This is a genomic window from Nonomuraea sp. IBHARD001 (genome assembly GCF_056106265.1).
This window is the reverse complement of sequence record NZ_JBWBBW010000002.1, coordinates 8,935,030-8,955,981: the sequence shown is the minus strand read 5'-3', so window position 1 is coordinate 8,955,981 and position 20,952 is coordinate 8,935,030. Positions and strand designations below refer to the sequence as shown.

23 protein-coding genes are annotated in these 20,952 nt (G+C 70.2%); 13 read left to right on the top strand and 10 right to left on the bottom strand.

Translation table 11 applies throughout. The features are described from left to right. Nucleotides 1-139: 139 nt before the first annotated feature. Nucleotides 140-1,555, bottom strand: coding sequence for a GAF domain-containing protein (locus tag ACTWNK_RS42175; RefSeq protein WP_474310709.1), 1,416 nt, complete (start codon nucleotides 1,553-1,555; stop codon nucleotides 140-142). A 710-nt stretch (nucleotides 1,556-2,265) separates the two neighbouring features. On the opposite strand from ACTWNK_RS42175, the gene ACTWNK_RS42170 reads away from it, so the two are divergent. The 5 genes from ACTWNK_RS42170 to ACTWNK_RS42150 all read left to right on the top strand — a co-directional run bounded on the left by ACTWNK_RS42170 (nucleotide 2,266) and on the right by ACTWNK_RS42150 (nucleotide 6,166). Beyond that, nucleotides 2,266-2,616 (top strand): YbaB/EbfC family nucleoid-associated protein, encoded by a 351-nt coding sequence (locus ACTWNK_RS42170; RefSeq protein ID WP_474310708.1) that lies wholly within the window; start codon nucleotides 2,266-2,268, stop codon nucleotides 2,614-2,616. 3 nt (nucleotides 2,617-2,619) lie between these two features. Further along, a complete protein-coding gene (gene recR, locus ACTWNK_RS42165; RefSeq protein ID WP_474310707.1) occupies nucleotides 2,620-3,219 on the top strand; it encodes a recombination mediator RecR in 600 nt (199 codons plus the stop codon). Next, nucleotides 3,212-3,742 (top strand): DUF5063 domain-containing protein, encoded by a 531-nt coding sequence (locus ACTWNK_RS42160; protein ID WP_474310705.1) that lies wholly within the window; start codon nucleotides 3,212-3,214, stop codon nucleotides 3,740-3,742. Before recR ends, ACTWNK_RS42160 begins: the two co-directional genes overlap by 8 nt. A gap of 85 nt (nucleotides 3,743-3,827) precedes the next feature. Then, nucleotides 3,828-5,102 (top strand): aspartate kinase, encoded by a 1,275-nt coding sequence (locus tag ACTWNK_RS42155; RefSeq protein WP_474310703.1) that lies wholly within the window; start codon nucleotides 3,828-3,830, stop codon nucleotides 5,100-5,102. Further along, a complete protein-coding gene (locus ACTWNK_RS42150; protein ID WP_474310702.1) occupies nucleotides 5,099-6,166 on the top strand; it encodes an aspartate-semialdehyde dehydrogenase in 1,068 nt (355 codons plus the stop codon). Before ACTWNK_RS42155 ends, ACTWNK_RS42150 begins: the two co-directional genes overlap by 4 nt. Before the next feature lie 136 nt (nucleotides 6,167-6,302). On the opposite strand, the gene ACTWNK_RS42145 is transcribed toward ACTWNK_RS42150, so the two are convergent. Beyond that, nucleotides 6,303-6,875, bottom strand: coding sequence for a hypothetical protein (locus ACTWNK_RS42145; protein ID WP_474310700.1), 573 nt, complete (start codon nucleotides 6,873-6,875; stop codon nucleotides 6,303-6,305). A 227-nt stretch (nucleotides 6,876-7,102) separates the two neighbouring features. On the opposite strand from ACTWNK_RS42145, the gene ACTWNK_RS42140 reads away from it, so the two are divergent. Together ACTWNK_RS42140 and ACTWNK_RS42135 are read left to right on the top strand one after the other, a co-directional pair. Then, entirely contained in the window at nucleotides 7,103-7,771 is a 669-nt protein-coding gene (locus ACTWNK_RS42140; protein WP_474310699.1) for a TetR/AcrR family transcriptional regulator, read from the top strand. 43 nt (nucleotides 7,772-7,814) lie between these two features. After that, the gene (locus tag ACTWNK_RS42135; RefSeq protein WP_474310697.1) at nucleotides 7,815-8,573 is read left to right on the top strand and encodes a bestrophin-like domain; all 759 of its coding nucleotides are present in this window, start codon (nucleotides 7,815-7,817) and stop codon (nucleotides 8,571-8,573) included. 15 nt (nucleotides 8,574-8,588) lie between these two features. On the opposite strand, the gene ACTWNK_RS42130 is transcribed toward ACTWNK_RS42135, so the two are convergent. Continuing rightward, nucleotides 8,589-9,896, bottom strand: a complete 1,308-nt coding sequence (locus ACTWNK_RS42130; protein WP_474310695.1) for a hypothetical protein — start codon at nucleotides 9,894-9,896, stop codon at nucleotides 8,589-8,591. Between the two features lie 177 nt (nucleotides 9,897-10,073). Here ACTWNK_RS42130 and ACTWNK_RS42125 point away from each other — a divergent pair, with 177 nt between their 5' ends. Genes ACTWNK_RS42125 through ACTWNK_RS42115 form a run of 3 tightly spaced genes read left to right on the top strand, consistent with a single transcriptional unit; the run spans nucleotide 10,074 to nucleotide 12,881 of the window. Beyond that, entirely contained in the window at nucleotides 10,074-11,039 is a 966-nt protein-coding gene (locus ACTWNK_RS42125) for an LLM class F420-dependent oxidoreductase (protein WP_474310693.1), read from the top strand. Nucleotides 11,040-11,060: 21 nt separating this feature from the next. After that, nucleotides 11,061-12,485, top strand: coding sequence for an amidase (locus ACTWNK_RS42120; RefSeq protein ID WP_474310692.1), 1,425 nt, complete (start codon nucleotides 11,061-11,063; stop codon nucleotides 12,483-12,485). A gap of 9 nt (nucleotides 12,486-12,494) precedes the next feature. Continuing rightward, entirely contained in the window at nucleotides 12,495-12,881 is a 387-nt protein-coding gene (locus tag ACTWNK_RS42115) for a YkvA family protein (protein WP_474310691.1), read from the top strand. Between the two features lie 28 nt (nucleotides 12,882-12,909). Here the strand turns inward: ACTWNK_RS42115 and ACTWNK_RS42110 are convergent, their stop codons facing one another. From ACTWNK_RS42110 to ACTWNK_RS42085, 6 genes are all read right to left on the bottom strand, one after another. After that, complete coding sequence (locus ACTWNK_RS42110; RefSeq protein WP_474310690.1) at nucleotides 12,910-14,106, bottom strand: amidohydrolase family protein; 1,197 nt, start codon at nucleotides 14,104-14,106, stop codon at nucleotides 12,910-12,912. A 203-nt stretch (nucleotides 14,107-14,309) separates the two neighbouring features. Then, nucleotides 14,310-15,326, bottom strand: coding sequence for a CU044_5270 family protein (locus tag ACTWNK_RS42105; RefSeq protein ID WP_474310688.1), 1,017 nt, complete (start codon nucleotides 15,324-15,326; stop codon nucleotides 14,310-14,312). After that, a complete protein-coding gene (locus ACTWNK_RS42100) occupies nucleotides 15,323-15,829 on the bottom strand; it encodes an RNA polymerase sigma factor (RefSeq protein WP_474310687.1) in 507 nt (168 codons plus the stop codon). The genes ACTWNK_RS42105 and ACTWNK_RS42100 overlap by 4 nt, the downstream gene beginning before the upstream one ends. Nucleotides 15,830-15,893: 64 nt before the next feature. Further along, nucleotides 15,894-16,619 carry a tyrosine-protein phosphatase gene (locus ACTWNK_RS42095; protein ID WP_474310686.1) on the bottom strand — a complete coding sequence of 242 codons (726 nt, stop codon included), beginning with the start codon at nucleotides 16,617-16,619 and terminating at the stop codon, nucleotides 15,894-15,896. Nucleotides 16,620-16,623: 4 nt separating this feature from the next. After that, complete coding sequence (locus ACTWNK_RS42090) at nucleotides 16,624-17,196, bottom strand: putative glycolipid-binding domain-containing protein (RefSeq protein ID WP_474310685.1); 573 nt, start codon at nucleotides 17,194-17,196, stop codon at nucleotides 16,624-16,626. A gap of 256 nt (nucleotides 17,197-17,452) precedes the next feature. Continuing rightward, on the bottom strand, nucleotides 17,453-18,412 hold the full coding sequence (locus ACTWNK_RS42085; protein ID WP_474310683.1) for an SURF1 family cytochrome oxidase biogenesis protein: 960 nt from the start codon (nucleotides 18,410-18,412) through the stop codon (nucleotides 17,453-17,455). 160 nt (nucleotides 18,413-18,572) lie between these two features. Between ACTWNK_RS42085 and ACTWNK_RS42080 the strand changes: the two genes are divergently transcribed. Next, a complete protein-coding gene (locus ACTWNK_RS42080; protein WP_474310681.1) occupies nucleotides 18,573-19,229 on the top strand; it encodes a VC0807 family protein in 657 nt (218 codons plus the stop codon). Between the two features lie 27 nt (nucleotides 19,230-19,256). Here ACTWNK_RS42080 and ACTWNK_RS42075 read toward each other — a convergent pair whose 3' ends face one another. After that, on the bottom strand, nucleotides 19,257-19,721 hold the full coding sequence (locus ACTWNK_RS42075; RefSeq protein ID WP_474310678.1) for a winged helix-turn-helix transcriptional regulator: 465 nt from the start codon (nucleotides 19,719-19,721) through the stop codon (nucleotides 19,257-19,259). 72 nt (nucleotides 19,722-19,793) lie between these two features. On the opposite strand from ACTWNK_RS42075, the gene ACTWNK_RS42070 reads away from it, so the two are divergent. Both ACTWNK_RS42070 and ACTWNK_RS42065 read left to right on the top strand, forming a co-directional pair. Beyond that, nucleotides 19,794-20,306 carry an N-acetyltransferase family protein gene (locus ACTWNK_RS42070; RefSeq protein WP_474310677.1) on the top strand — a complete coding sequence of 171 codons (513 nt, stop codon included), beginning with the start codon at nucleotides 19,794-19,796 and terminating at the stop codon, nucleotides 20,304-20,306. Continuing rightward, the gene (locus ACTWNK_RS42065; RefSeq protein WP_474310676.1) at nucleotides 20,303-20,893 is read left to right on the top strand and encodes a TetR/AcrR family transcriptional regulator; all 591 of its coding nucleotides are present in this window, start codon (nucleotides 20,303-20,305) and stop codon (nucleotides 20,891-20,893) included. The genes ACTWNK_RS42070 and ACTWNK_RS42065 overlap by 4 nt, the downstream gene beginning before the upstream one ends. The last annotated feature ends 59 nt before the right edge of the window (nucleotides 20,894-20,952 follow it).

Below are 20,952 nucleotides of genomic sequence, written 5' to 3'. Positions count from 1 at the left end.
GGTGTGCGGAAGCCCCGTGTGCAGGGGGCGATGGGCTGGGGTGGGGCGGCGCTGGAGGGGCGCCGGGGATGGAGGGGGAGGTGGAGGGGACGGCGGTGCTGGGGCTGGCTTGCCGTAGAGGGATGTGAAGGGGTGGGGGTTAGTCGGAGAGGAGGCGGAAGCGGGCGGCTACGGCGCGGTGGTCGGTGGGGGGGAGGGCGGCGGCCACGGATTCGAGGACCTGGATGTCGTCGCGGCCGCTGGGGGTCTGGGCGTAGGACCAGAGGTCTTCCGGGGAGCCGTTGCGCAGGAGGCAGGCTCGGACCTGGCCTTCGAGCTCTTCGCGTTCGCGGCGGATGGCGGGGGCCTCGGAGCGGGGCAGCAGCGGGCCGGGGTAGGAGCGGGCGACGGCGGCTGGGGCGGCGGCGGGCAGGAGGTGCTTGACCTCAAGGAAGTCGGCTTCGAGCGGGATGTCGAGCCGGTACGGCTTGGCTTCGATGCCGCCGCCCAGCTGGGCGCGTAAGCGATGGATCTCGGCCCTGATCGTCACGGGATTGCCGTCGTCGCCGTAGAGACAGTACGACAGCTGCTCGGCTGTGAGGCCGCGCGGATGCAGGGCCAGCAGGGCGAGGATCTCGGCATGCCGCAGCGACAACGTCACACGACGCCCGTTGATGAGTACGTCCGGATGCCCGGCGCCGAGGAAGGCCAGGCGCAGCGACGGGGCGGTGACGCCGTCGGGCCCGACGCGCAGCAGGTAGCCGTCGAAGAACGGCTCCAGCAGCCCGGACGTGCCGTCGGGCAGGCTCACCGTCGACTGGTCGCCCGCCGGGAGCGTGAGGCGGTCGCCGAGCAGGCGTGAGGGATCGCCCGCGATGATCCGGCCCGTGCCGGTGACCAGCGCACCCGGCCTGCCGGGCAGGGCGTCGTAGCGTAGACGCAGGCGCTCGTCGCGTTCGTGCATGCGCAGCGCCAGGTGGGTCTCGGCGAGCTTGGCCGCGGCGTTGACGAGGCCGAGGGTGGCCGGATGCAGGGTGTTCGACTTGCCGCTGATGTCGACACACCCGAGTACGGCGCCGCTGTCGGGATCGACGATGGGCGCACCGCTGCACGACCACACGTGTAGAGCGCGCATGATGTGCTCGGCCGCATAGACGTGTACCGGTTTGTGGGTGGTGAGCGCCGTGCCGATGCCGTTGGTGCCGACGGCGCTCTCGGCCCAGTCGAAGCCGTCGGCCAGGCCCACCGCGTCGGCGGTGCGCATGACGCTTCGGTTGCCGTCGCGCCAGAGGATACGGCCTGCGGAGTCGGTCACGATCATGACGTGGGCGCTCTCGTCGGCTGCCTGGCGGAGGGTGGCGGCCAGCATGGGCAGCAGGGGGCTCAAGGGGTGGGCGGCGCGCATGTCGCCGATGTCCGCCCGGTCGTAGACGAGCGGGGCGGCGCTGATCTCTGGATCGACCGCCGCATCCAGGGAGCGCCTCCAGGACGCGGAGATCAACCGGCGCGGGCTCGGGCCGCACTCGCCGGTCACAGCCGCCTCATGCATGAGGCGGAGCCGGCTCGGGTTACTCATCGGCCACTCCTCGTAGTCAACCCTCTGGGGCGAAGCATCCGGGTAAAGGAGGGGTTCGCGCAACCGGTTCCGGTGTTTGCGTAGGGTGATTGATTGCTTGCAACGTGTGTGCAACGTCGGCGACAGTACCTTCCTGCGTACACGCCGTCGTGGTGCGGCCGCTCCGGTCGGCGTGTGGCTGGGTCCCGGGCGCTGGAGGGGGGCCGGGACCCGGCCAAAACTCCTTCGAGGCGCGAGTCGGCGTGCGCTGTTCGGATGGGGTGGAATCGGTCGGCCGGAATGCGGGTGTGGTTGCGGTGTGAGGGAGAGGCTGGACGGGCCTGTTGGGGTGTTGCCGAGGCCGCTGTGGGGCGCTCGTGCCCTGACGGGTTTTGCGCATGCCGTGCGACGAGGAGGCCCAAGTCTGACGAAGAGACTCAAGGAAGCGCGTCCCGCGAAACGAGGCCCCAGGGAATGCGTCCCGCGAAACCGCCCCACGAACACCCCCTCCAAAAGAGGACTACCCCCCACCCTCCCGGGCAGAGCCCCACCACGCGACCGCCCAGCCGATCGCTCATGTCGTCATACCCCCCACACCCCCCGATGAGGTGACGCAAAAGGTGAGGCCAATGCGTACGGGGGAAACACGCGGGCTCGCCGGTGCATCTGGACGCCTCGACACCGTAGGCTCGTGGCAGTCACGGACGCGGAGCCACGAGGAGCGCACGACGGTGAATCCAGGGGATGTCAACCTGCAGCAACTGCTGGAGCAGGCTCAGCTCATGCAGCAGCAGCTTGTCAGCGCCCAGCAGGAGCTGAGCGACGCGCAGATCGAGGGGTCGGCCGGGGGCGGCATGGTCGTGGCCGTCGTCAACGGGTCGGGCGAGCTGCTGGAGCTGAAGATCAATCCGGAGGTCGTCGACGCCGCCGACCCGCAGGAGACCGCCGAGACGATCGCCGACCTGGTGATCGCGGCGGTCCGCGACGCGGTCAGGGCCGCGGCCGACCTGCAGCAGGAGAAGCTCGGCCCCCTGGCACAGGGCCTCGGCGGCGGCGGCCTCGGCCAGTTGCCCGGGTTCTAGGCCATGTACGAAGGGGTCGTCCAGAACCTGATCGACGAGCTGGGCCTGCTGCCCGGCGTCGGTCCGAAGAGCGCGCAGCGCATCGCCTTCCACCTGCTGTCGGCCGACCCTGTCGACGTCAAGCGGCTGGCCCATGCGCTGCTCGAAGTCAAGGAGAAGGTCCGGTTCTGCAGGGTCTGCGGCAATGTCGCCTCCGAAGAGGAGTGCCGGATCTGCCGTGACGCCCGTCGCGATCCCCATGTGATCTGCGTCGTCGAGGAGTCCAAGGACGTCGTCGCGATCGAGAAGACGCGCGAGTTCAGGGGCACCTACCACGTGCTCGGCGGCGCGATCAGCCCGATCGACGGCGTGGGGCCCGACGACCTGCGCATTCGCGAGCTGATGGTGCGTCTCGCCGACGGCGAGGTCACCGAGCTCATCCTCGCCACCGACCCCAACCTTGAGGGGGAGGCGACGGCCACCTACCTCGCCCGTCTGGTCAAGCCGATGGGTGTGAAAGTGACACGACTGGCCAGCGGCCTGCCCGTGGGCGGTGACCTCGAGTATGCCGACGAGGTCACCCTGGGCCGCGCGTTCGAAGGACGGAGGCTCCTGGATGTCTGACCAGTGGAGCGAGCTCGCCGAAGAGATCGCCGGGCACGCCCAGAACTACGTGGACGGCCTGACCAGGGTCGCCGGCGGCGAGGGTGGCGACGCCCTGCTGCCGCTGCTGCTGGTCGAGGTGGCCCAGGTGAGCCTGGCGGGCGCCAGGCTGGGCGCGAGCCAGGACGTCATCCTGTCGGGCAACTGGGAGCCCCCGTTGAGCGAGGACCCGGACGTCGACGGGGTACGGCAGGCACTGGCCGAGCGACTCGGCCCTGTCGACGACTACGCCGAGGTGTTCGACCCGTACAAGGACACGGGTGTGACCGCCTATCGGCTCTCCGACGACCTGACGATGATCGCCGCCGACCTGATTCACGGGCTGCGGCACTACCGTGCGGGCCGTCCGGGCGAGGCGCTGTGGTGGTGGCAGTACTCCTACTTCAATACGTGGGGAAACCACGCAGGAGCCGCCATGCGTGCACTTCAGGCGCTTGTGGCACACACCCGGCTGGATGTCGTCGAAGAGGCCACATCTGTGTGATCGTCCACATAGTGGGCCGTACCATCGGGCGCATCAGACCTCGCCAGTAGACTGCAAGCTCACAGTCCAGACTGGGAGAGATCTCGTGGCACTCGTCGTTCAAAAGTACGGTGGTTCGTCCGTCGCCGACGCGTCCTGCATCAAGCGGGTCGCGCAGCGGATCGTCGCGACGAAAAAAGCCGGCAACGACGTCGTCGTCATCGTCTCCGCGATGGGCGACACCACGGACGAGCTGCTCGACCTGGCACAGCAGGTGTCGCCGCTGCCTCCGGGCCGCGAGCTCGACATGCTGCTGACCTCCGGTGAGCGCATCTCCATGGCCCTGCTGGCGATGGCCATCGCCAACCTGGGCCATGAGGCGCGCTCGTTCACCGGCTCGCAGGCAGGCGTGATCACCGACTCGGCGCACGGCAAGGCGCGGATCATCGACGTGACACCCGGCCGCCTGCGTGAGGCCCTCGACCAGGGCAGCATCGCGATCGTGGCCGGTTTCCAGGGTGTCTCGCAGGACACCAAGGACATCACCACCCTGGGCCGCGGTGGCTCGGACACGACGGCCGTCGCGCTGGCCGCGGCGCTGAGCGCCGACGTGTGCGAGATCTACACCGACGTGGACGGCATCTTCACCGCCGATCCGCGCATCGTCCCCGCGGCGCGCAAGATCCCGAAGATCTCCTACGAGGAGATGCTGGAGATGGCCGCCTCGGGCGCGAAGGTCCTGCACCTGCGGTGCGTCGAGTACGCTCGCCGGTTCAACCTGCCGATCCACGTGCGCAGCTCGTTCAGCCAGAAGGAAGGCACGTGGGTCGTGTCCGACCCCAAGACCGAAGGAACCGAGATGGAGCAGCCGATCATCTCCGGCGTCGCGCACGACCGGAGCGAGGCCAAGATCACAGTTGTCGGGGTCCCCGACAAGATCGGCGAGGCTGCCGCGATCTTCAAAACGCTGGCCGGCGCCGGTGTCAACATCGACATGGTCGTCCAGAACGTCTCGGCCGCGGCGACGGGTCGCACCGACATCTCCTTCACGCTGCCCACGTCCGACGGGTCGACGGCCCTGACGTCGCTCAAGCGCATCCAGGACGAGATCGGCTTCGAGTCGCTCCAGTACGACGACCAGATCGGCAAGGTGTCGCTGATCGGCGCGGGCATGCGCTCGCACCCGGGCGTCACCGCGACGTTCTTCGCCGCGCTCGCCGACGCGGGCGTCAACATCGAGATGATCTCCACCTCGGAGATCCGCATCTCGGTGATCGTCGGGGAGGGTGGCGTCGACGCTGCGGTCAACGCCGCGCACAAGGCGTTCGACCTCGACTCGGACCAGGTTGAAGCTGTGGTGTACGGAGGATCAGGACGATGAGTTCGCGCAAGCCCACCCTCGCTCTCGTCGGCGCAACCGGTGCGGTCGGCACCGTCATGCGCGACATCATCACCAATCGCGCCGACATCTACGGCGAGATCCGTCTGGTCGCATCGGCCCGCTCGGCCGGGAAGGTGCTGCCGGTCCGCGGCGAGGACGTCGTGGTCCAGGCGCTGACCCCCGAGGTGTTCGACGGCGTCGACATCGCGATCTTCGATGTGCCCGACGAGGTCTCGGCCGAGTGGGTGCCGGTCGCCGCCGCCCGCGGGGCCATCGCGATCGACAAGTCGGGCACGTTCCGGATGAACCCGGAGGTGCCGCTCGTGGTGCCCGAGGTCAACCCGGGCGACGCGACCACCAGGCCGCTGGGGATCATCTCGACCCCCAACTGCACCACGCTGTCGATGATGGCCGCGATGGGCGCCCTGCACGAGGAGTACGTGCTCAAGGAGCTCGTCGTCGCCTCCTACCAGGCGGTGTCGGGCGCGGGTGTGGCCGGTTCGGCCAGGCTCTACGACGAGATCGAGGCGCTCGCGGGCGACCGCACGGTCGGTCAGGTCGCGGGCGACGTGCGCAAGACGCTGGCCAACAAGCTCGGCGACGACTCGCCGTTCCCCGCGCCGGTGGCGTTCAACGTGGTGCCGTGGGCCGGGTCGCTGAAGGAGGGCGGCTGGGCTTCTGAGGAGCTCAAGCTGCGCAACGAGTCGCGCAAGATCCTCGGCATCCCCGACCTCAAGGTCTCCGCGACCTGTGTGCGGGTTCCGGTCATCACCACGCACTCGCTGGCCGTGCACGCCAGGTTCGAGCGTGAGATCACGGTGGCCGACGCGCACCGCATCCTGGCCGCCGCTCCCACGGTCGTGCTGATGGACGACCCCGAGAACGGCGTGTGGCCCACCCCGGCCGACGTCGTGGGCACCGACCCCACCTATGTGGGGCGTATCAGGCAGGCGTTCGACTTCCCGAACACCCTCGACCTGTTCGTGTGCGGCGACAACCTCCGCAAGGGCGCCGCGCTCAACGCGGCCGAGATCGCCGAGCTGGTGGCGGCGGAGTTCTCGTAGCGCGGCTCCACCGACGACGACCGAGCCCGGCATCCCCTTCGCGGGGAGCCGGGCTCGATCGTTGTCGGATCACCCGGCTCGATCGTTGTCGGATCGGGTGAGCAGGCGGCTCACGTGAAGAGCCCGCTCGAAGAGCTCACTTGAACAGGATGTCCCAGTGGTCGGACTCGTCGGCGAACACCGTGCCGTTCCTGGCCCGGTAGAGCGCGGAGCCGTCCCCGCGCACGCCCGCCTTAGCGTGATTTTTCGTCACATGGCGGTCGATGCAGGTGTTGTGTTCGATGTCCAGCTTGTAGCCGGTGCTGTGGCTGTGCGGGCCGGGGGCGTGCCCGGTCTCCGTGCCGCCGGTGACGACGATCGCGCAGCCGCTCTGCCGCTTCAGCTGGATCACCTCGTAGATCGTGCCCTGCCGTACCGACTGCAGGGACGTGCACACGCGGATGCGCTTGTCGGCGCAGCCGCCTGAGGACTTCCAGCCGAGTCCGGCCTGCTTGAGCCTGGTCATCGCGTGGTCGTGGCTCAGCTTGGCCGAGCGCTGCTTGGCCATCTTCAGTTTGGCCAGCCTGGCCTTCACCTGCGCCAGCCTCGACGCGTACCAGCGGGCCGACTCCACGACCCCCTCGATCTCATACGTGCGCACGATCGGCCTCGCGGCCTTGCGCTCTGCGTCCTTCGGGGCGGGTGCGGGTGCCGCGGAAGCGGCGGACACGAGCGCGATGATGGATATTTGCAGGGCAAACAGTGCGACCATGACGAGTCGCGCAGTCCCACGTATCAACATGTTGTACGCCTTCTCGCGGATAGCCCTTCCGCCAGAGACATCAATCCCACGGTTCGGACCGGGTGATCCCTCCACGAAGCGGATCTTTGCCCTGTGGCGGTGATCACCGTTCCGCTCCATGACCTAAGCGGCTCGTATCACGTAAAGTGACGAACGTGTCCGAACCCCGAAACCGAGGATCGGAGAGCACCCGCGAGGTCATCGTCGAGACGGCGTTGCGGCTGTTCCGGGAACGCGGCTTCGATGCCACCACGATGAGGGCCATCGCCGCCGAGGCCGGGGTCTCCGTGGGCAACGCCTACTACTACTTCGCCTCCAAAGAAGCGTTGATCCAGGCGTACTACGACCGTGCCCAGATCGAGCACGAGATCGCCTGCCGGGAGCTGCTCGCGACGGAGAGGTCGTTCGGGGCCAGGCTGAGCGGTGTGCTGTGTGAGTGGGTGCGCGTGTCCGAGCCGTACCACGCGTTCGCGGTGAAGTTCTTCAAGCACGCGGCCGAGCCGTCCAATCCGCTCAGCCCGTTCAGCGCCGAGTCCACCCCCGCGCGCGAGGCGTCGATCGCGATCTACCGGCAGGTCGTCGAGGGTTCGCACGGCCGGATGGATCCCGAGTTGCGCGAGGAGCTGCCCGAGCTGCTCTGGCTGATGTCGATGGGCATCGTGCTGTTCTGGGTGCACGACACCTCGCCCGGCTGTGAGCGTACATATCGGCTGATCGAGACCACGGTTCCGCTGGTCGACCGACTGGTCGGGTTGTCGCATCTGCCAGGCCTGCGGGGAATCGCCAAGGACTTCATCGCGGTGGTCCACGAGCTTCGAGCTTGATCCAATTACTCTCGGTAGTCACGCGAACTATCGGGGGTCGGACATGGCGTGGGTTTCGGTGGCGGTCGCCATCGCGGTACTTCTCATCGCACTGGTGGTGCTCCGCCGCAGAGGACGTGAGGACGAGGACCACGGTCCCGCCTCGCTGGACTTCGCCGCGAACCTGGCATTGGCGGTGTATCTACTCGTCCTCGCCTATGCCGCCGTGCTCGGCAACGACGCGATCGGCGCCTCCGAGTCCGACGCGGCGGCCGAGGCGGAAGGCCTGACCGAGCTGTACTGGTCGGTCGCCTCCATTCCCGAGGCCGATCCGATCAGGGGTCAGATCAGGGCGTACACCACGGAGTCCATCGATCTGGACTGGCCGCTGATGTCGGAGGGCGAGCTGTCGCCCGTGCCCGCGTCGACGCTGGAGACCATGCGTACGGCGATCATCAAGCTCAGGCCCGCCGACGACCCCGGCAAGGAGGCCAGGGGCGACGCGCTCGGCCGGGCGGCCGAGGTGAGCCACGCGCGCTCCATCAGGGCCGACGACGCGGGCACCGAACTCGACCCGATCTTCATGGTCTCGATGGTGCTCTCCGGCCTGCTGGTGATCGCACTGCCGTGGTTCGCCGGGGCCAGGCCGACCCTGCCGTCGGTCGTGTCGGACCTGGTCAGGGTCGGGGTGGTCGTCGTGGGCATCATCATCATCCAGCTGACCGCGCATCCGTTCTCCGGGCCCGGCGCGGTGCAGCCCGACGCGTTCGTGGCGGCTCAGGAGCAGTACGACCAGATCGACAAGCACCTGCCGCCACGATGACGCGCGGACCCGCGGTCAGCGGCGGCGCGTACCGCCGCCCCTGGCCGAGGTCCTGGCCCCCCGCGTGCTCAGCGCCGACAGCGTGGCCACGCCCACGACGCCACTGAAGATCACCACAACCGCCTTCTTCCGGTCCAGCCCCTCCCTGCGCTCCTCGAACCGCTCCAGCACCGCCTCTTCCTCCTGCGCGGCATAGACGTCGTAGTCGCTCTCGGGCTCGGCTGGCTGGGCTGGTTCAGCCGGTTTAGCGGGTTTGGCGGGCGGCTTGGCCTGGGGGCGTTGCTGGGGTTGCCGCTGTGCGGGGGGCTGGGCCGGCTGGGCGATGATCTGTGCGGGTTGTGCGGGTTGTGCGGGCTGAACCGCGACCGGCCCCTGTACGGCAGGCTGCGCCGGTTGCGCGGGCGGCTGGACCGGGCGAACAGGCTGAACCGGTTGAACCGGTAGGAACGGAAAGACCGGCGGGAGGGGCCCCACGGCGGGACTCGTGGGCCGGACGGGCTCAGCGGGATTCTGCGGACTCGGCACGACCGGAGGCACCTCGACAACCGGAGGCCCGATCGAGGGCGCCTGCGGCGTACTGGGAGCCGTCGAGGGGGTGACCGAAACGACGGGCGAGACGGTCGGCGAGGCCACGACCGGGGACACCGGAACAACCGCAGGACTGGGCGAAACGGTCGGACTCGGGCTAGGACTCGGACTCACGGTCGGACTGGGGCTCGGCGTGGGCGTGACGGAGGGCGTAGGCGTGGGTGTGGGAGTAGGCGTCGGCGGCAGCACGAGGACGGCCGGGGTGGGCGGCAGAGGGCACGGCGTCTGCTCGTCGATGACGTACGAAGGATGCCCGGGGCAGGTCGGCGGCGTCGGAAGCGCCGGGCAGGGCGTCTGCTCGTCCACGTAGTAGCCCGGATTGCCGGGACACGGCGTCGGCTCGGGCGTGAGTTCCGGCGTGACATCCGCCTCGGGCGTGAGCTCGGGCGTCACATCGGGCTCGGGCGTCGGCGGCAGCTCGGGCGTGACCTCGTCCTGCGGCGAAGGCAGCTCGTCCTGCGGCGAAGGCGGAAGGACCGGCGGGAACGACGGCAGGTTGATCGCGATGAGCGGCCCGCCGATCCCCGGGTACACCAGCCCGATGTCGGTGCAGAGCACCTCCAGCGAGATCAACGGCGCCCCGGCCTCGACACTCCCGGGCGGGCACACCGGCCAAGGCGAGCGCCGCTCCTTGCCCGCCCCACCTCGCTTGCCGGGCTCGGAGTGCGGAGAGGCGGCGGTCGCGGCCACGGCGACGGTCGCTGCGAACGGCAGCACGATTCCGGTCGTCAGCACAGCGGCCGCAAGGAGTCTACGTGGTCTCACTTTGGATAGTTTTAGCAGCTCAGGACCGGCTTTTCGGTGACCCGAAGATCAGCGTGCCGCGCACATACCGCCTGGTTGGTATGGTCAACCTGCCCACCCCTCCCCGCGTACCAGGACAAGCCGCATCAGACTCCCCGGAGGCTCGCGATGACCCAGAAATGGGGCATGACACTGCCCTTCCACGACCGTTCGCCCGCCGCCGCCAGGGAGCTCGTCGCCGAGTTGCCCGCGCTCGGCTACACCGACGTCTGGTCGGCCGAGGTCAACGGCGCCGATGCCTTCGTCCCGCTCGCCCTGGCCGCCGGGTGGGCGCTGGGTGTACGGCTCGGCACCGCGATCGTCCCGGTCTCGACGCGTGGCCCGGCCCTGCTGGCGATGTCGGCCGCCACGCTCGCCGACCTCGCGCCCGGCCGGTTCGTGCTGGGCATCGGCAGTTCGTCCCCGGCGATCGTCGAGCGGTGGAACGCCGGTGAGTTCGCCAAGCCGTACGCCAGGACCAGGGACACCCTGCGCTTCCTGCGCCGGGCGCTGGCGGGGGAGAAGGTGACGGTGAGGTACGAGACGTTCGCCGTCGACGGGTTCAGGCTGGAACGCGCGCCCGAGCAGCCGCCGGGCATCGTGCTGGCGGCGCTGCGCCCGAGGATGCTGCGCCTGGCGGCCGAGGAGGCGGACGGCGCGATCACCAACTGGCTCTCGCCCGACGACGTCCGCACCGTGCGCGCGGAGATCGGGCCGGACACCGAGCTGATCGCCAGGCTGTTCGTCTGTGTGAGCGAGGACGCGGAGAGGGTACGCGCGATGGCCAGGCGGATGCTGGCCGGCTATCTGACCGTCCCGGCCTACGCCGCCTTCCACGACTGGCTGGGCAGGGGCGAGGCGCTGCGCCCGATGCACGAGGCCTGGGCGGCGGGCGAGCGCAAGGCGGCACTGGCCGCGATACCCGACGAGGTGGTCGACGCCCTCGTCGTGCACGGCGACGCCGCGACCTGCCGGGCCCGCGTCCAGGAGTATGTGGACAACGGGCTCACCACGCCCGTGCTCGCGCCGATACCCGGTGGCGAGGTCTCGATCGACGAGGCCGTCAGGTCCCTGGCTCCGACGGCGGCCTCCTGACGCAACCCGGAGGATGAAGGCGTGCACGACGTTCTGAGACTGGACGCGACCGCCCAGGCGGCGGCGATACGCGACGGCCTGCTCACTCCGGCCGAGCTGGTCGGCGCCGCCGTGGCCGCGATCCAGGCGCACGACGGCGAGCTGAACGCGGTCGTGCATCCCAGGTTCGAGCGTGCGCTGGCCGAGGCCGCGAGCGCCGACCTGCCGAGGGACGCGCCGTTCGCCGGAGTGCCGATCCTGCTCAAGGACCTCGGCTGGCCGCAGGCGGGCGAGCCGTACACGGCGGGCTCGCGCACGCTCGAAGGCGTGCGGGTGGCCGCCGACGGCTACGGCGTGCGGCGGCTGCGCGAGGCGGGGTTCGTCGTGGTCGGCAGGACCAGCACCCCGGAGTGGGGCACGACGATCACCACCGAACCGCACGCCTACGGGCCCACGCGCAATCCGTACGACCCGGGGATCTCCAGCGGCGGGTCGAGCGGCGGGTCGGCCGTCGCGGTGGCCACGGGGATGGTCGCGGTGGCCACCGCGAGCGACGGCGGCGGCTCGATCAGGATCCCGGCCAGCCTGTGCGGTGTGGTCGGGCTCAAGCCGTCCAGAGGGCGCTCCAGCTACGGCCCTTCGACGGGCGAGGGCTGGAACGGCTTCTCGGCCGCAGGCGTGGTGACCAGGACCGTACGCGACACGGCGGCCCTGCTCGACGTGATATCGGGGTTCAGGCACGGCGACCCCTACGACGCGCCCGCCCTGCCCGGCCCGCTCGCCGACGAGGCCGGTCGCGACCCGGGCCGGCTGCGGATCGGCTTCGTGACCACCCATCCCCGGGGCGACGTGCCCGCCGACCCCGACCTCACCGCGGCCGTGACGGCCGCCGCCCTGCTGCTCGAACGGCTCGGCCACGACGTCACCGAGGACTGCCCGCGTGCGCTCGGCGACGCGAACTTCCCCGTGTGGTTCGGCGCGGTGGTGTCGGCCCATGTCGCCCTCGAGATGGAGAACGTCGGCGCCTGGCGGGGCAGGCCCGTCACCCTGGAGGAGCTGGAGCCGCGCAACCGCCTGCTCGCCGGGCTCGGCCGTACCAGGAGTGCGGTGGAGCACCTGCTGGCCACCCAGTGGATCGACGACTACCGCAGGCGTATGGCCGCATGGTGGCACGACGGCTACGACCTGCTGCTCGCGCCTTCGGTCGGCGTCGCGCCCTTCCCGCTCGGCTGGCTGCCCGACGACGACATGAGCGTGTCCCAGGGGCGTACGGCACGGGCGGTGGCCTACACCTCGCCGTTCAACGCGACCGGGCAGCCCGCGATCTCGCTGCCGCTGCACCGGACGGCCGAGGGGCTGCCGGTGGGGGTGCAACTGGTGGCGGCGGCGGGACGCGAGGACCTCCTGGTGCGGATCGCCGCGCGGATCGAGGCCGCGAGCCCCTTCCAGCACGGGGCGATGCGTTAGGAACGTCCGGTGAGGGTAGTGCGTTGTACAGCCGAGGAGGTGCTCGACATGGCGAAGGTGACCAAGGCCGCCGCGACCTGGCGCACATACCGTGAGGTGACCAAGCCCGGCACGCCGGGACTTGTGGCCAGGCTCAGGGCGCTGCCCCGCATGCTCGGTGCGGCGGCGCGCGGCGGTTACCCGGGCATGGGCCGCAGCAAGCTGCTCATGCTGGCCGCAGGCGTGGTCTACATTCTTTCGCCGATCGACGTCATCCCCGACTTCCTGGTGCTCGTCGGGGTGGCGGACGACTTCGGCGTCTTCCTCTGGCTGATGGGCTCGATGCTCGGCGAGAGCGGGCGCTATCTCGACTGGGAGCACAAGGTGATCAGAGGCGAGCTCGCGCCCGAGGCGTGAGCCCGCCCCCGATCGGGGCCGAGTGCACCTAGAGCTGCTCCATGCGCAGCCACGCGCGTGAGGGCAGCGGATGGCCGAACAGCCGGGCGGCGTTGCCGTAGGCGACGCGGGCGATGTCGGCGGGAGGCAGCGCGCCGAGGTTCTTGGCCACGGAGCGCTGGGTGTCGGGCCAGGTCGAGTCGGAGTGCGGATAGCCGCTCTCCAGCAGCACGTGGTCGAGCCCGACGGCCAGCCGCACCCCGGACAGGGCCTGGTCGTCCAGCGTGCCGAAGAAGAAGTTGCGGCGCAGCACCTCGCTCGGCTTGAGCCCGCCCTCCCAGGAGGTCTCGCTCGCGACCGGGTGGTCCAGCGCGTAGTCGGCCCGCTCGGCCAGCATCGGCAGCCAGCCGACGCCGCCCTCGACGATGAGCACGCGCAGCCCGGGGAAGCGCAGCGGGACGCCCGACCACAGCCAGTCGGCGCACGCGAACATCGCACTGGCCGGCATCAGCGTGGTGATCGCCTCGATGGGGGTGTCAGGCGAGGGCACCGGCGACCAACTGGAGGCGCCGGAGTGCAGGCACACGACGGTGCCCGTCTCCTCGCACGCGGCGAAGAACGGGTCCCAATGGCCGGTGTGGATGGACGGCAGGCGCAACCTGGTGGGGAACTCGGGGAAGACGACCGCCTTGAAGCCCTTGGCGGCATTGGCCCTGATCTCCTTGGCGGCGAGGTCGGGATCAGGCAGCCAGGGCAGCTGCAGGCCGATGATCCGCTCGGGGTAGGTGCCGGCCCAGACGTCGATGTGCCATTCGTTCCACGCCTTGACCAGGGCGAGGCCGAGGTCCTGGTCACGGGTCCTGGCGAACAGCATGCCGGACTGGAGGGCGAGCATGCCGGGGAAGCACAGGGCGGCCCAGATGCCCGCCCTGTCCATGTCGTCGATCCTGGCCTCGATGTCGTGGCAGCCCGGACGCATGTGCTCGAACCTGACCGGGTCGAGCGTCCACTGCTCACGCGGCAGCCCGGCGCCGACGTCCAGCCCCGCACACGGGAAGGTCGAGCCGCCGTAGCGCCAGACCTGGTGACCGGCGGCCGTCTCGACGACCTTGGGCGCCGCCTCGATGTATTTCTCCGGCACCCGGTCCTCGAAGAGGTCGGGCGGCTCGATCAGATGATCGTCGGCAGAGATGATCACATAGTCGCGCCGCCGCGGATCAGGATCAGGAAGCAGCGGCGTAGTCACGCAGGCAACGGTACGACGGCGGCATAACGTCGAACAAGCTGCGAGGTCTCCGGTTGGTATCCGTTATCTCACTCGGAGGGAGAGTTGTCTTACTCCGAGGACCAGATCGTGCGGGCTCGGGACCGCCCAAGAGGGGGCAGAGGCGGCCCCGAGCCCGTGGGACCCGCTTGCGCGAGGGTGCTGCCAACAGGCCCCGAAGTCCGCTACCCGCGGGGAATCGAGTCAGTCCACCGCGCGCTCTCGATGATGTGCGCGTAGACCGGCACACCGGTCGATGTGAGATTGTCCACCCAGGCCAGCGGGTCGCCCGTGCGCTCATCGATGATCAATCGGGTTTCGGTCGGCCCGCGCTCGTGCGGGGCGCCGCTCATGCCGATGGCGACCCCCGCCCGGCCGAGCGGATCCTCGACCGCGCCCAGGGCACGCAGGTCGTGCCGCTCGGCGAGCAGCCGGTAGGCGGCCGATCGGGTGCCCGGCCTGACCGGAAGGTCGTAGATCAGGCTGAGGAGCGAGCCGAAGACGTCGCCGTCGGTGTTCGGGCCGTCGAAGCGCCTGCGCAGGTACACGTCGAGCCCGGCCGGGTCCTGCGGCAGGGCCAGCAGTCCGGCCATCGGCAGGCCGACAGGCGGCATCGTGCTGGACCACGAGGTCGTGCCGAGCCGTACCTCGCGGCGTTCGGACGCGCCCGGTCGCGACTCCAGGCGCAAGGTCTGGCCGTATGCCGTGAACCGCCACGTGGTCGGGCTGCCGTCGGCGCGCCAGGCGGCGGCGTCGGCCGGGGTGGTGGGCTCGGCGCCGAGGTCGGTGACGATCTGCAGGCCGTCCTGGGCGCCTAGCCAGTACTCGATGCGTTCGGTCTTGGTCATCGCGTACGCGCCGACGACCGTGGTCGACCTGAACAGCCGCCGCACGTGCCACACGGTCCCGGTGTCCTGCCGTACAGCCGTGCGCTCGGCCGCCGTCATCAGCACGCCCGCGGCCGACATCGCCTGCGGCGGCCCGGTGGGCGCACTCCGGTCGCCGTGCGCGAACACCCCCACCGCCGACCCCAGCCCCGCGACCGCCAGCGCGACCGTGGCGGCCCCCGCGATGATCAGGGTACGGCGGGCACGGTTCGCGGCCGCTTCGGCGCGTGCGGGCAGGCGTAGGGGCGGCGGGGCGCCCGGTGGGTTGAGCCGGGGCGGCCTGGCGTCGGCGAGCACGTCCATGATGTCGTTCATCGCCCGCTCCTGACTTCCCGCTCGGACATCGCCTCGCCGAGCCGCCTGCGGGCCCGGTGCAGCCTGACGAAGAAGGCGGCGCGCGAGCAGCCGAGCACCTGGGCCGCCTCTCCCGGTGCGAGGCCGTGCCAGGCGATGAGCGTGAGCGCCTCCCTGTCGTCCTCGGAGAGCGTCGACAGCGCCTTCAGTACCGCGACCCGGTCGGCGACCTGCTCGCCCACGTCGTCGCCCGCCTCCTCGGTCCAGGCGCGCAGCTCCTCCTGGATCGAGGACTGCCTGGCGTGCTCGCGGATGCGTTCGTGCACGACGTTGCGCGCCACGGTGAGCAGCCAGGGCAGCGTACGGTGCCTGGGCAGGTCGTCGATGCGCCGCCAGGCCACGAGGAAGGTCTCGCTGACCACCTCTTCGGCGAGCTGGCGACCGGCTCTGCTGACGGCGTAGGAGTAGACGCTCCGGTAGTGCGCCTCGTAGAGGTCGGTGAACTCGCGTTCGGTCGGCCTCATACCGGGGTGGGCTTCATACCGGGTAAATGCCTCATGCAATGAAATGACGGATGAATGCGACTTCTTACTCTAGAAGATTATTCTGCAAGGCGGTGACGGTCGCCGCGTCGATGCGCAGCACCTCCGAGCAGTAGCCGTTCGCCGAGCCGTGCCGCTCGCCGAGCTCGGCGAGGAGCAGCCGCATCGCCTCCTCGGGCGCCTTGCCGAACCCGGGCCACAGCACGGCCTCCGGCCGCCTCGTGCGCCACTCGTCGATGATCCGCGCGGTCGCCAGGCCGGTCAGCGCGTAGTCCTCGACGATGTCGGACTCGTCGACGCCGACCAGCGACAGCACGAGCGCGGTCAGCACGCCGGTGCGGTCCTTGCCCGCGGCGCAGTGCACGACGACGGGGGCGGACGCGGGCGCGGCGATGGTCTCGATCGCCGAGCGCAGTTCGGCCACGCCGTCCTCGATCACCTCGACGTAGCGGTCGGCGAGGAACCTGGCGATGTCGTGGCCGGGCGCGAACCGCTCGATGTCCCACCTGCGGCCCTCGACCGGCAGGTTGTGGTAGCGCAGGCCCTCGATCTCGGGCGCCCGGCCGTTGCGCTTGATCTCGTCGGGATGGCGCAGGTCGATGACCGTGCGCACGCCGAGCGCGTGGAAGCGCGCCACGTCGTCGCCGTCGAGCCAGCCGAGCGAGTCGGCTCGGTACAGCCGGCCCCAGCCCACCGAACGGCCGTCGTGCGCGGGGTATCCGCCGACATCGCGGAAGTTGTACAGCCGGTCGAACTCGATGTGACGGATCACATCTTCAGCGTACAAGCCGGGCGAGCCCTGGGTAATCGGCGACAAGTCCCTCCGGCGTGTAGACCAGATCGGCCTTGAAGCCCTCGCTCTCGTAGCGCACGACGCCCGGGTCGAGGTGGGTGTAGGACTGCGGATGGCGTATCACCGCGAGCTGTGGCACGCGCACCCAGGCCATGACCAGCTCCACACTGCCCGGCTCGGTCAGCAGGCCGTGTCGCAGGACGGGCATCGTGTTGGTGAGCGGCGACAGCCCCAGGTCGCAGTCCACCGCCCCGGCCAGCGCCTCCGCGTCGCCGCCCGGAGGCGGGCCTTCGAGCTCGCCCATGCCCTCGGCGTCGATCGCCCACCTGCCGTCCCGCTCCCGTCGCAGGTCCAGCGCACGCCACCAGCCGAGCCCCGTCGTACGCACGGTGAGCCGCTCGGTCACGTGCTCGGGCGAACACGTCAGCGTGTGCTCCAGCACGTACGGCACGGGCCCCGCCCCCACCGCGCGCCCCGACGCCCGCAGCCCACCCGCGAGCCGCACCTCGGCATACTCCGCGCCTTCGTCCTTCACCCACACCAGCGAACGCAGCATGAGGCCACGCTAGATCTTCGGGCCGACAAATCCGGCGGATGACGGTAGGGGTGAGGGCGGGATAGGGGTATCGGTCCGCAAGATCAGGGGGTAGGGGGTCTCGGGCTGGGGGGAGAGCGGGGTGGGCGGGGGAGGCGGGGGCGCGGAGGCTGGCTGGGAGGGGAGTGCCCAGGAGCGCGGGCGTGGGGTGCGGGAGGGCGGTTTGGTGCTGCGCGAGGGTGGTTTGGTGGTGTGCGAGGGTGGCGCGGCGCGGGTGTTAAGGCGTTCTGGCGTGTTCGGCGTTGGTGTCGGCCGCTTCCGCGGCCTCCAGCCCCTCGGCCTCCAGCCCCTCGGCCTGGCTCGTGTCCGCGTGCCGGCCCGTGCCTGTGTCCGTGCCCGCGCGCGCAGCGCCTTCAGCGCCTCCGGCAGCCGCTTCAACCCCTCCCGCAGCTCCTTCAGCGCCCCCGGCCTTGCCGGGGTTCGCCTCGGCTGCCTTGCGGTCGGCGAGTTCGCGGCGGATCAGCAGGATCCAGCCGCCGATCGCGATCCCGATGAACAGCCACCACTGCACCCCGTACGCCAGGTTGAGCCCCCCGCCGCCCCCGAGGTCGGGCGCGGGGACGGGCGCGGGCGCGGGCGAAGCGGCGGGGCGCAGCTCCACCAGCTCGACGTAGCCGTTGAGCACGTCGTACGGCAGGCGCGCCCCGATGGCGGGTGCGTTGATCAGCAGCACCTGTCCGGCGGGCAGCCCGGCGCGGTCCCTGATGCCGGACGTCTCGGGCGACTCGCTCAGCCGCAGGCGGCCCGTCACCGTCACCTCGCCGGTCGGGGCGGGCGGCACCACGGGAGGCGTGTCGGCCGTCGCCCCGGCCTTGACCCAGCCCCTGTTGACCAGCACGCCCTGTCCTGGCCCTGTGACCAGCGGCGTGAGCACGTAGTACCCGGTCTGGCCGTCCTGGGGCCGACGCCGTACCAGCATGGCGTTGGCCGTGTCGAACGTGCCCTTGACCTCGACCCGGCGGTAGCGCTGGCCGTCCTCGACCGTGCCGCCGGGCGGGACCACCCGGCCGATCGGCACGGTCGCGGCCTCGATGTTGCGCGTGACGAGGTCGCCGCTCGTGGAGCGCTCTTCGTACCGGCCGAACTGCCACTGGCCCAGGAACACGAACGCGGGGATGACCAGCAGCACCACGATGTGGAGCGCCACCCATCGTCGGGTCAGGAGGAACCGGTACACGCCTTCAAGAGTAGGCACACCCGGCACCGGTCCCGCCGTCGCCCCTCGGCGCTCGCCCGCCGACCGATCCGGTGGAAAGCCTTACCAATCTCCTGGTCATCGCGTACGGTCGGATGCTGTCCCCGGAACGCTCCACCCCCTCAGGAGCTGCACGAACCTCATGGTGATGCTCGTAGCGCGGCCATCGGCGCACCCGCTCTCGCTGCCCCGGCTGGGGACGCTGCTCAGGCACGCGGCTCCCCGGGTGTTCGAGAGCATGCTGCTGCCGGTGCTGCTGTTCTGGGCGGGCATGGCGCTCGGCTCGCCGTTCGGGCAGACGGCGGGGTTGTGCGGCGGGATCGCGGCCTCGGCGTTGTGGGTCTACGGCGGTGTCGTGCTGCGGCTGGTCAGGCGGGTGGCGGTGCCGGGCACGGTGGTGCTGGCGGCATGTGCGATCACGGCCAGGGGTGTGGTCGCGGTCGTCACGCACAACGGGATCTTCTTCTTCCTGCCGCCGACGCTCGGCGTGTGCTGTGTCGGGGTGGCCTTCCTGGCCACGGCCAGGGGGTGCAGGCCGCTGGCCGAGCGGATCACGGCCGATCTCGTGCCGCTGCCCGGACATGTGGTGGCACATCCGGCGATGCGCGCGTTCTTCACCAGGCAGTCGCTGGTGTGGGGGGTGGCTCAGCTCGGCAACGGGGCGCTGAGCCTGTGGTTGCTGGTCAGCCTGAGCACACAGGGCTATCTGCTGGTCCGCACGGTGGTCGTGGCGGTGCTGCTGGGCTCGGTCGCGGTGTTCTCCGTGCTGGACTTCCGCCGGAGCCTGCGGGCCTGCTGAATCTGCCCCGGAGGGAGCGCCGGGTGGTCAGGCGCTCTTCAGGCTCATCGAGCCCTGCAACGGGGTGATCTCGCGCGGGCCCGCGACGTCGTGGCCTTCGGCGCAGACCAGGTGCTGCTCGACGGGGGCGCCGCAGCCCCTGTGGGTGAGCCGGACCGGCGGGCCCGACTCTCCGGCCAGGTGGCGGTCGCCCCACTGCATGAGCGCGACCAGCAGGGGATAGAGGTCGCGGCCCTTGTCGGTCAGCCGGTACTCGTCGCGCTGGCGCTGGCCGGGCTCGCGGTAGGGCACCTTGCGCAGCAGTCCCTCGTCGACCAGCCTGGCCAGCCTGGCGCTGAGCACCTGGCGTGGCGCGCCCGTCGTGGCCTGCATGTCGGCGAACCTGCGTATCCCGCTGAAGGCCTCACGCAGGACCAGGAACGTCCACTTCTCGCCGACGACGGTCAGCGTGCGCTCGATGGAGCAGTTGTCCACCCGGAAGGGCACGGTCATACCTCGCATGGTACTTCGCCGTGCACCTAAGTTCACTTGACGAACTCAGGAGCGGAACGGGATGCTGAGTTCGTGATAGGAACTCAGATCAGACCGGCCGGACCCGACGACGCGGAGCGCATCGCCAACTTCCTGACCGGCCTCTCGCTGCACACGCAGACCCTGCGGTTCTTCACCGGGATCGCCCGTCCGGGCGCCGCGCTCGTCCGCTCCCTGCTGACGGTCGACGACCGCAGGGACGTGCTGGTCGCGACCCTGGGCGGCGAGATCATCGCCCATGCCATGAGCATCAGGGGCGGCGAGCAGGACGTCGAGATCGCGGTCGTGGTCGCCGATCAATGGCAGGGATGCGGCCTGGGCAGCGTGATGATCGATTTCCTGCTCGTCAGCGCCCTGGCGAAAGGCGCGAACACCGTGGAAATGGACGTCCTTGGCGAGAATCGCCGGGTACTCGGCTTAATCCGAAGAACCTGGCCGGATGCCGTCATGAAGGCGGCTTCCGGAAGCGTTGCGGTAAGCGCTAAGATCCGTTCGGCACCAATATTTGCGGAACAAGGTTCTGTTGGCCCACCATTGACCTTGTGAAGAGTGCCAAGAACGGCAGAGACGGCCGGACCCGGATCATCGAAGGCGCCTTGCGCCGTTTCAGTCAGGACGGGGTCTCGGCTACCACCCTGGCGAGTCTCCGCGAGGAAAGCGGCGTCAGTGTCGGCAGTTTCTACCACCACTTCGCCAGTAAAGAGCATGTCTTCGGGGTGCTCTACTCGGAGATCTCCGCGGCCTACCAGAGCGCCTTTCTCGCCGAACTGGTCAGCCACGAGGACGCGAAGGCGGGCATCGAGGCCATCGTCGCCTTCCACATGCGCTGGGCGGGCGAGCACCCCGAGCGTGCTCGCCTGCTGGTCAGCGAGCGCCCGCCGCGCAAGCACGAGCCGGGCGGCGCCGAGGTGGCCGACGCCAGGCGCGCCTTCTTCAGGCAGGTCGCCGACTGGTGGAAGCCGCACATGAAGAACGGCCTGCTCCAGCCGGTGCACGCCACGATGTGCTACGTGCTGTGGCTCGGCCCCACCCAGGAGATGTGCCGCCTGTGGTTCGCGGGAGCACACCAGCCGACCGACGAGGAGATCAAGAACCTCGGTGAGGCCGCCTGGCAGAGCCTGCGCCAGCGATAGCCCCCGCGACGCGGGGAAGTCGAGTCCGGGCTGCCCCTCCGCAGCCCGGCGTGGCCAGG

Bases quoted from the DNA above. Each gene is read 5' to 3' on its own strand.
- ACTWNK_RS42175 (WP_474310709.1), bottom strand. From the start codon at position 1,555: ATGAGTAACCCGAGCCGGCTCCGCCTCATGCATGAGGCGGCTGTGACC.
- recR (WP_474310707.1), top strand. From the start codon at position 2,620: ATGTACGAAGGGGTCGTCCAGAACCTGATCGACGAGCTGGGCCTGCTG.
- ACTWNK_RS42160 (WP_474310705.1), top strand. From the start codon at position 3,212: ATGTCTGACCAGTGGAGCGAGCTCGCCGAAGAGATCGCCGGGCACGCC.
- ACTWNK_RS42150 (WP_474310702.1), top strand. From the start codon at position 5,099: ATGAGTTCGCGCAAGCCCACCCTCGCTCTCGTCGGCGCAACCGGTGCG.
- ACTWNK_RS42135 (WP_474310697.1), top strand. From the start codon at position 7,815: ATGGCGTGGGTTTCGGTGGCGGTCGCCATCGCGGTACTTCTCATCGCA.
- ACTWNK_RS42125 (WP_474310693.1), top strand. From the start codon at position 10,074: ATGACCCAGAAATGGGGCATGACACTGCCCTTCCACGACCGTTCGCCC.
- ACTWNK_RS42105 (WP_474310688.1), bottom strand. From the start codon at position 15,326: ATGAACGACATCATGGACGTGCTCGCCGACGCCAGGCCGCCCCGGCTC.
- ACTWNK_RS42100 (WP_474310687.1), bottom strand. From the start codon at position 15,829: ATGAGGCCGACCGAACGCGAGTTCACCGACCTCTACGAGGCGCACTAC.
- ACTWNK_RS42090 (WP_474310685.1), bottom strand. From the start codon at position 17,196: ATGCTGCGTTCGCTGGTGTGGGTGAAGGACGAAGGCGCGGAGTATGCC.
- ACTWNK_RS42080 (WP_474310681.1), top strand. From the start codon at position 18,573: ATGGTGATGCTCGTAGCGCGGCCATCGGCGCACCCGCTCTCGCTGCCC.
- ACTWNK_RS42075 (WP_474310678.1), bottom strand. From the start codon at position 19,721: ATGACCGTGCCCTTCCGGGTGGACAACTGCTCCATCGAGCGCACGCTG.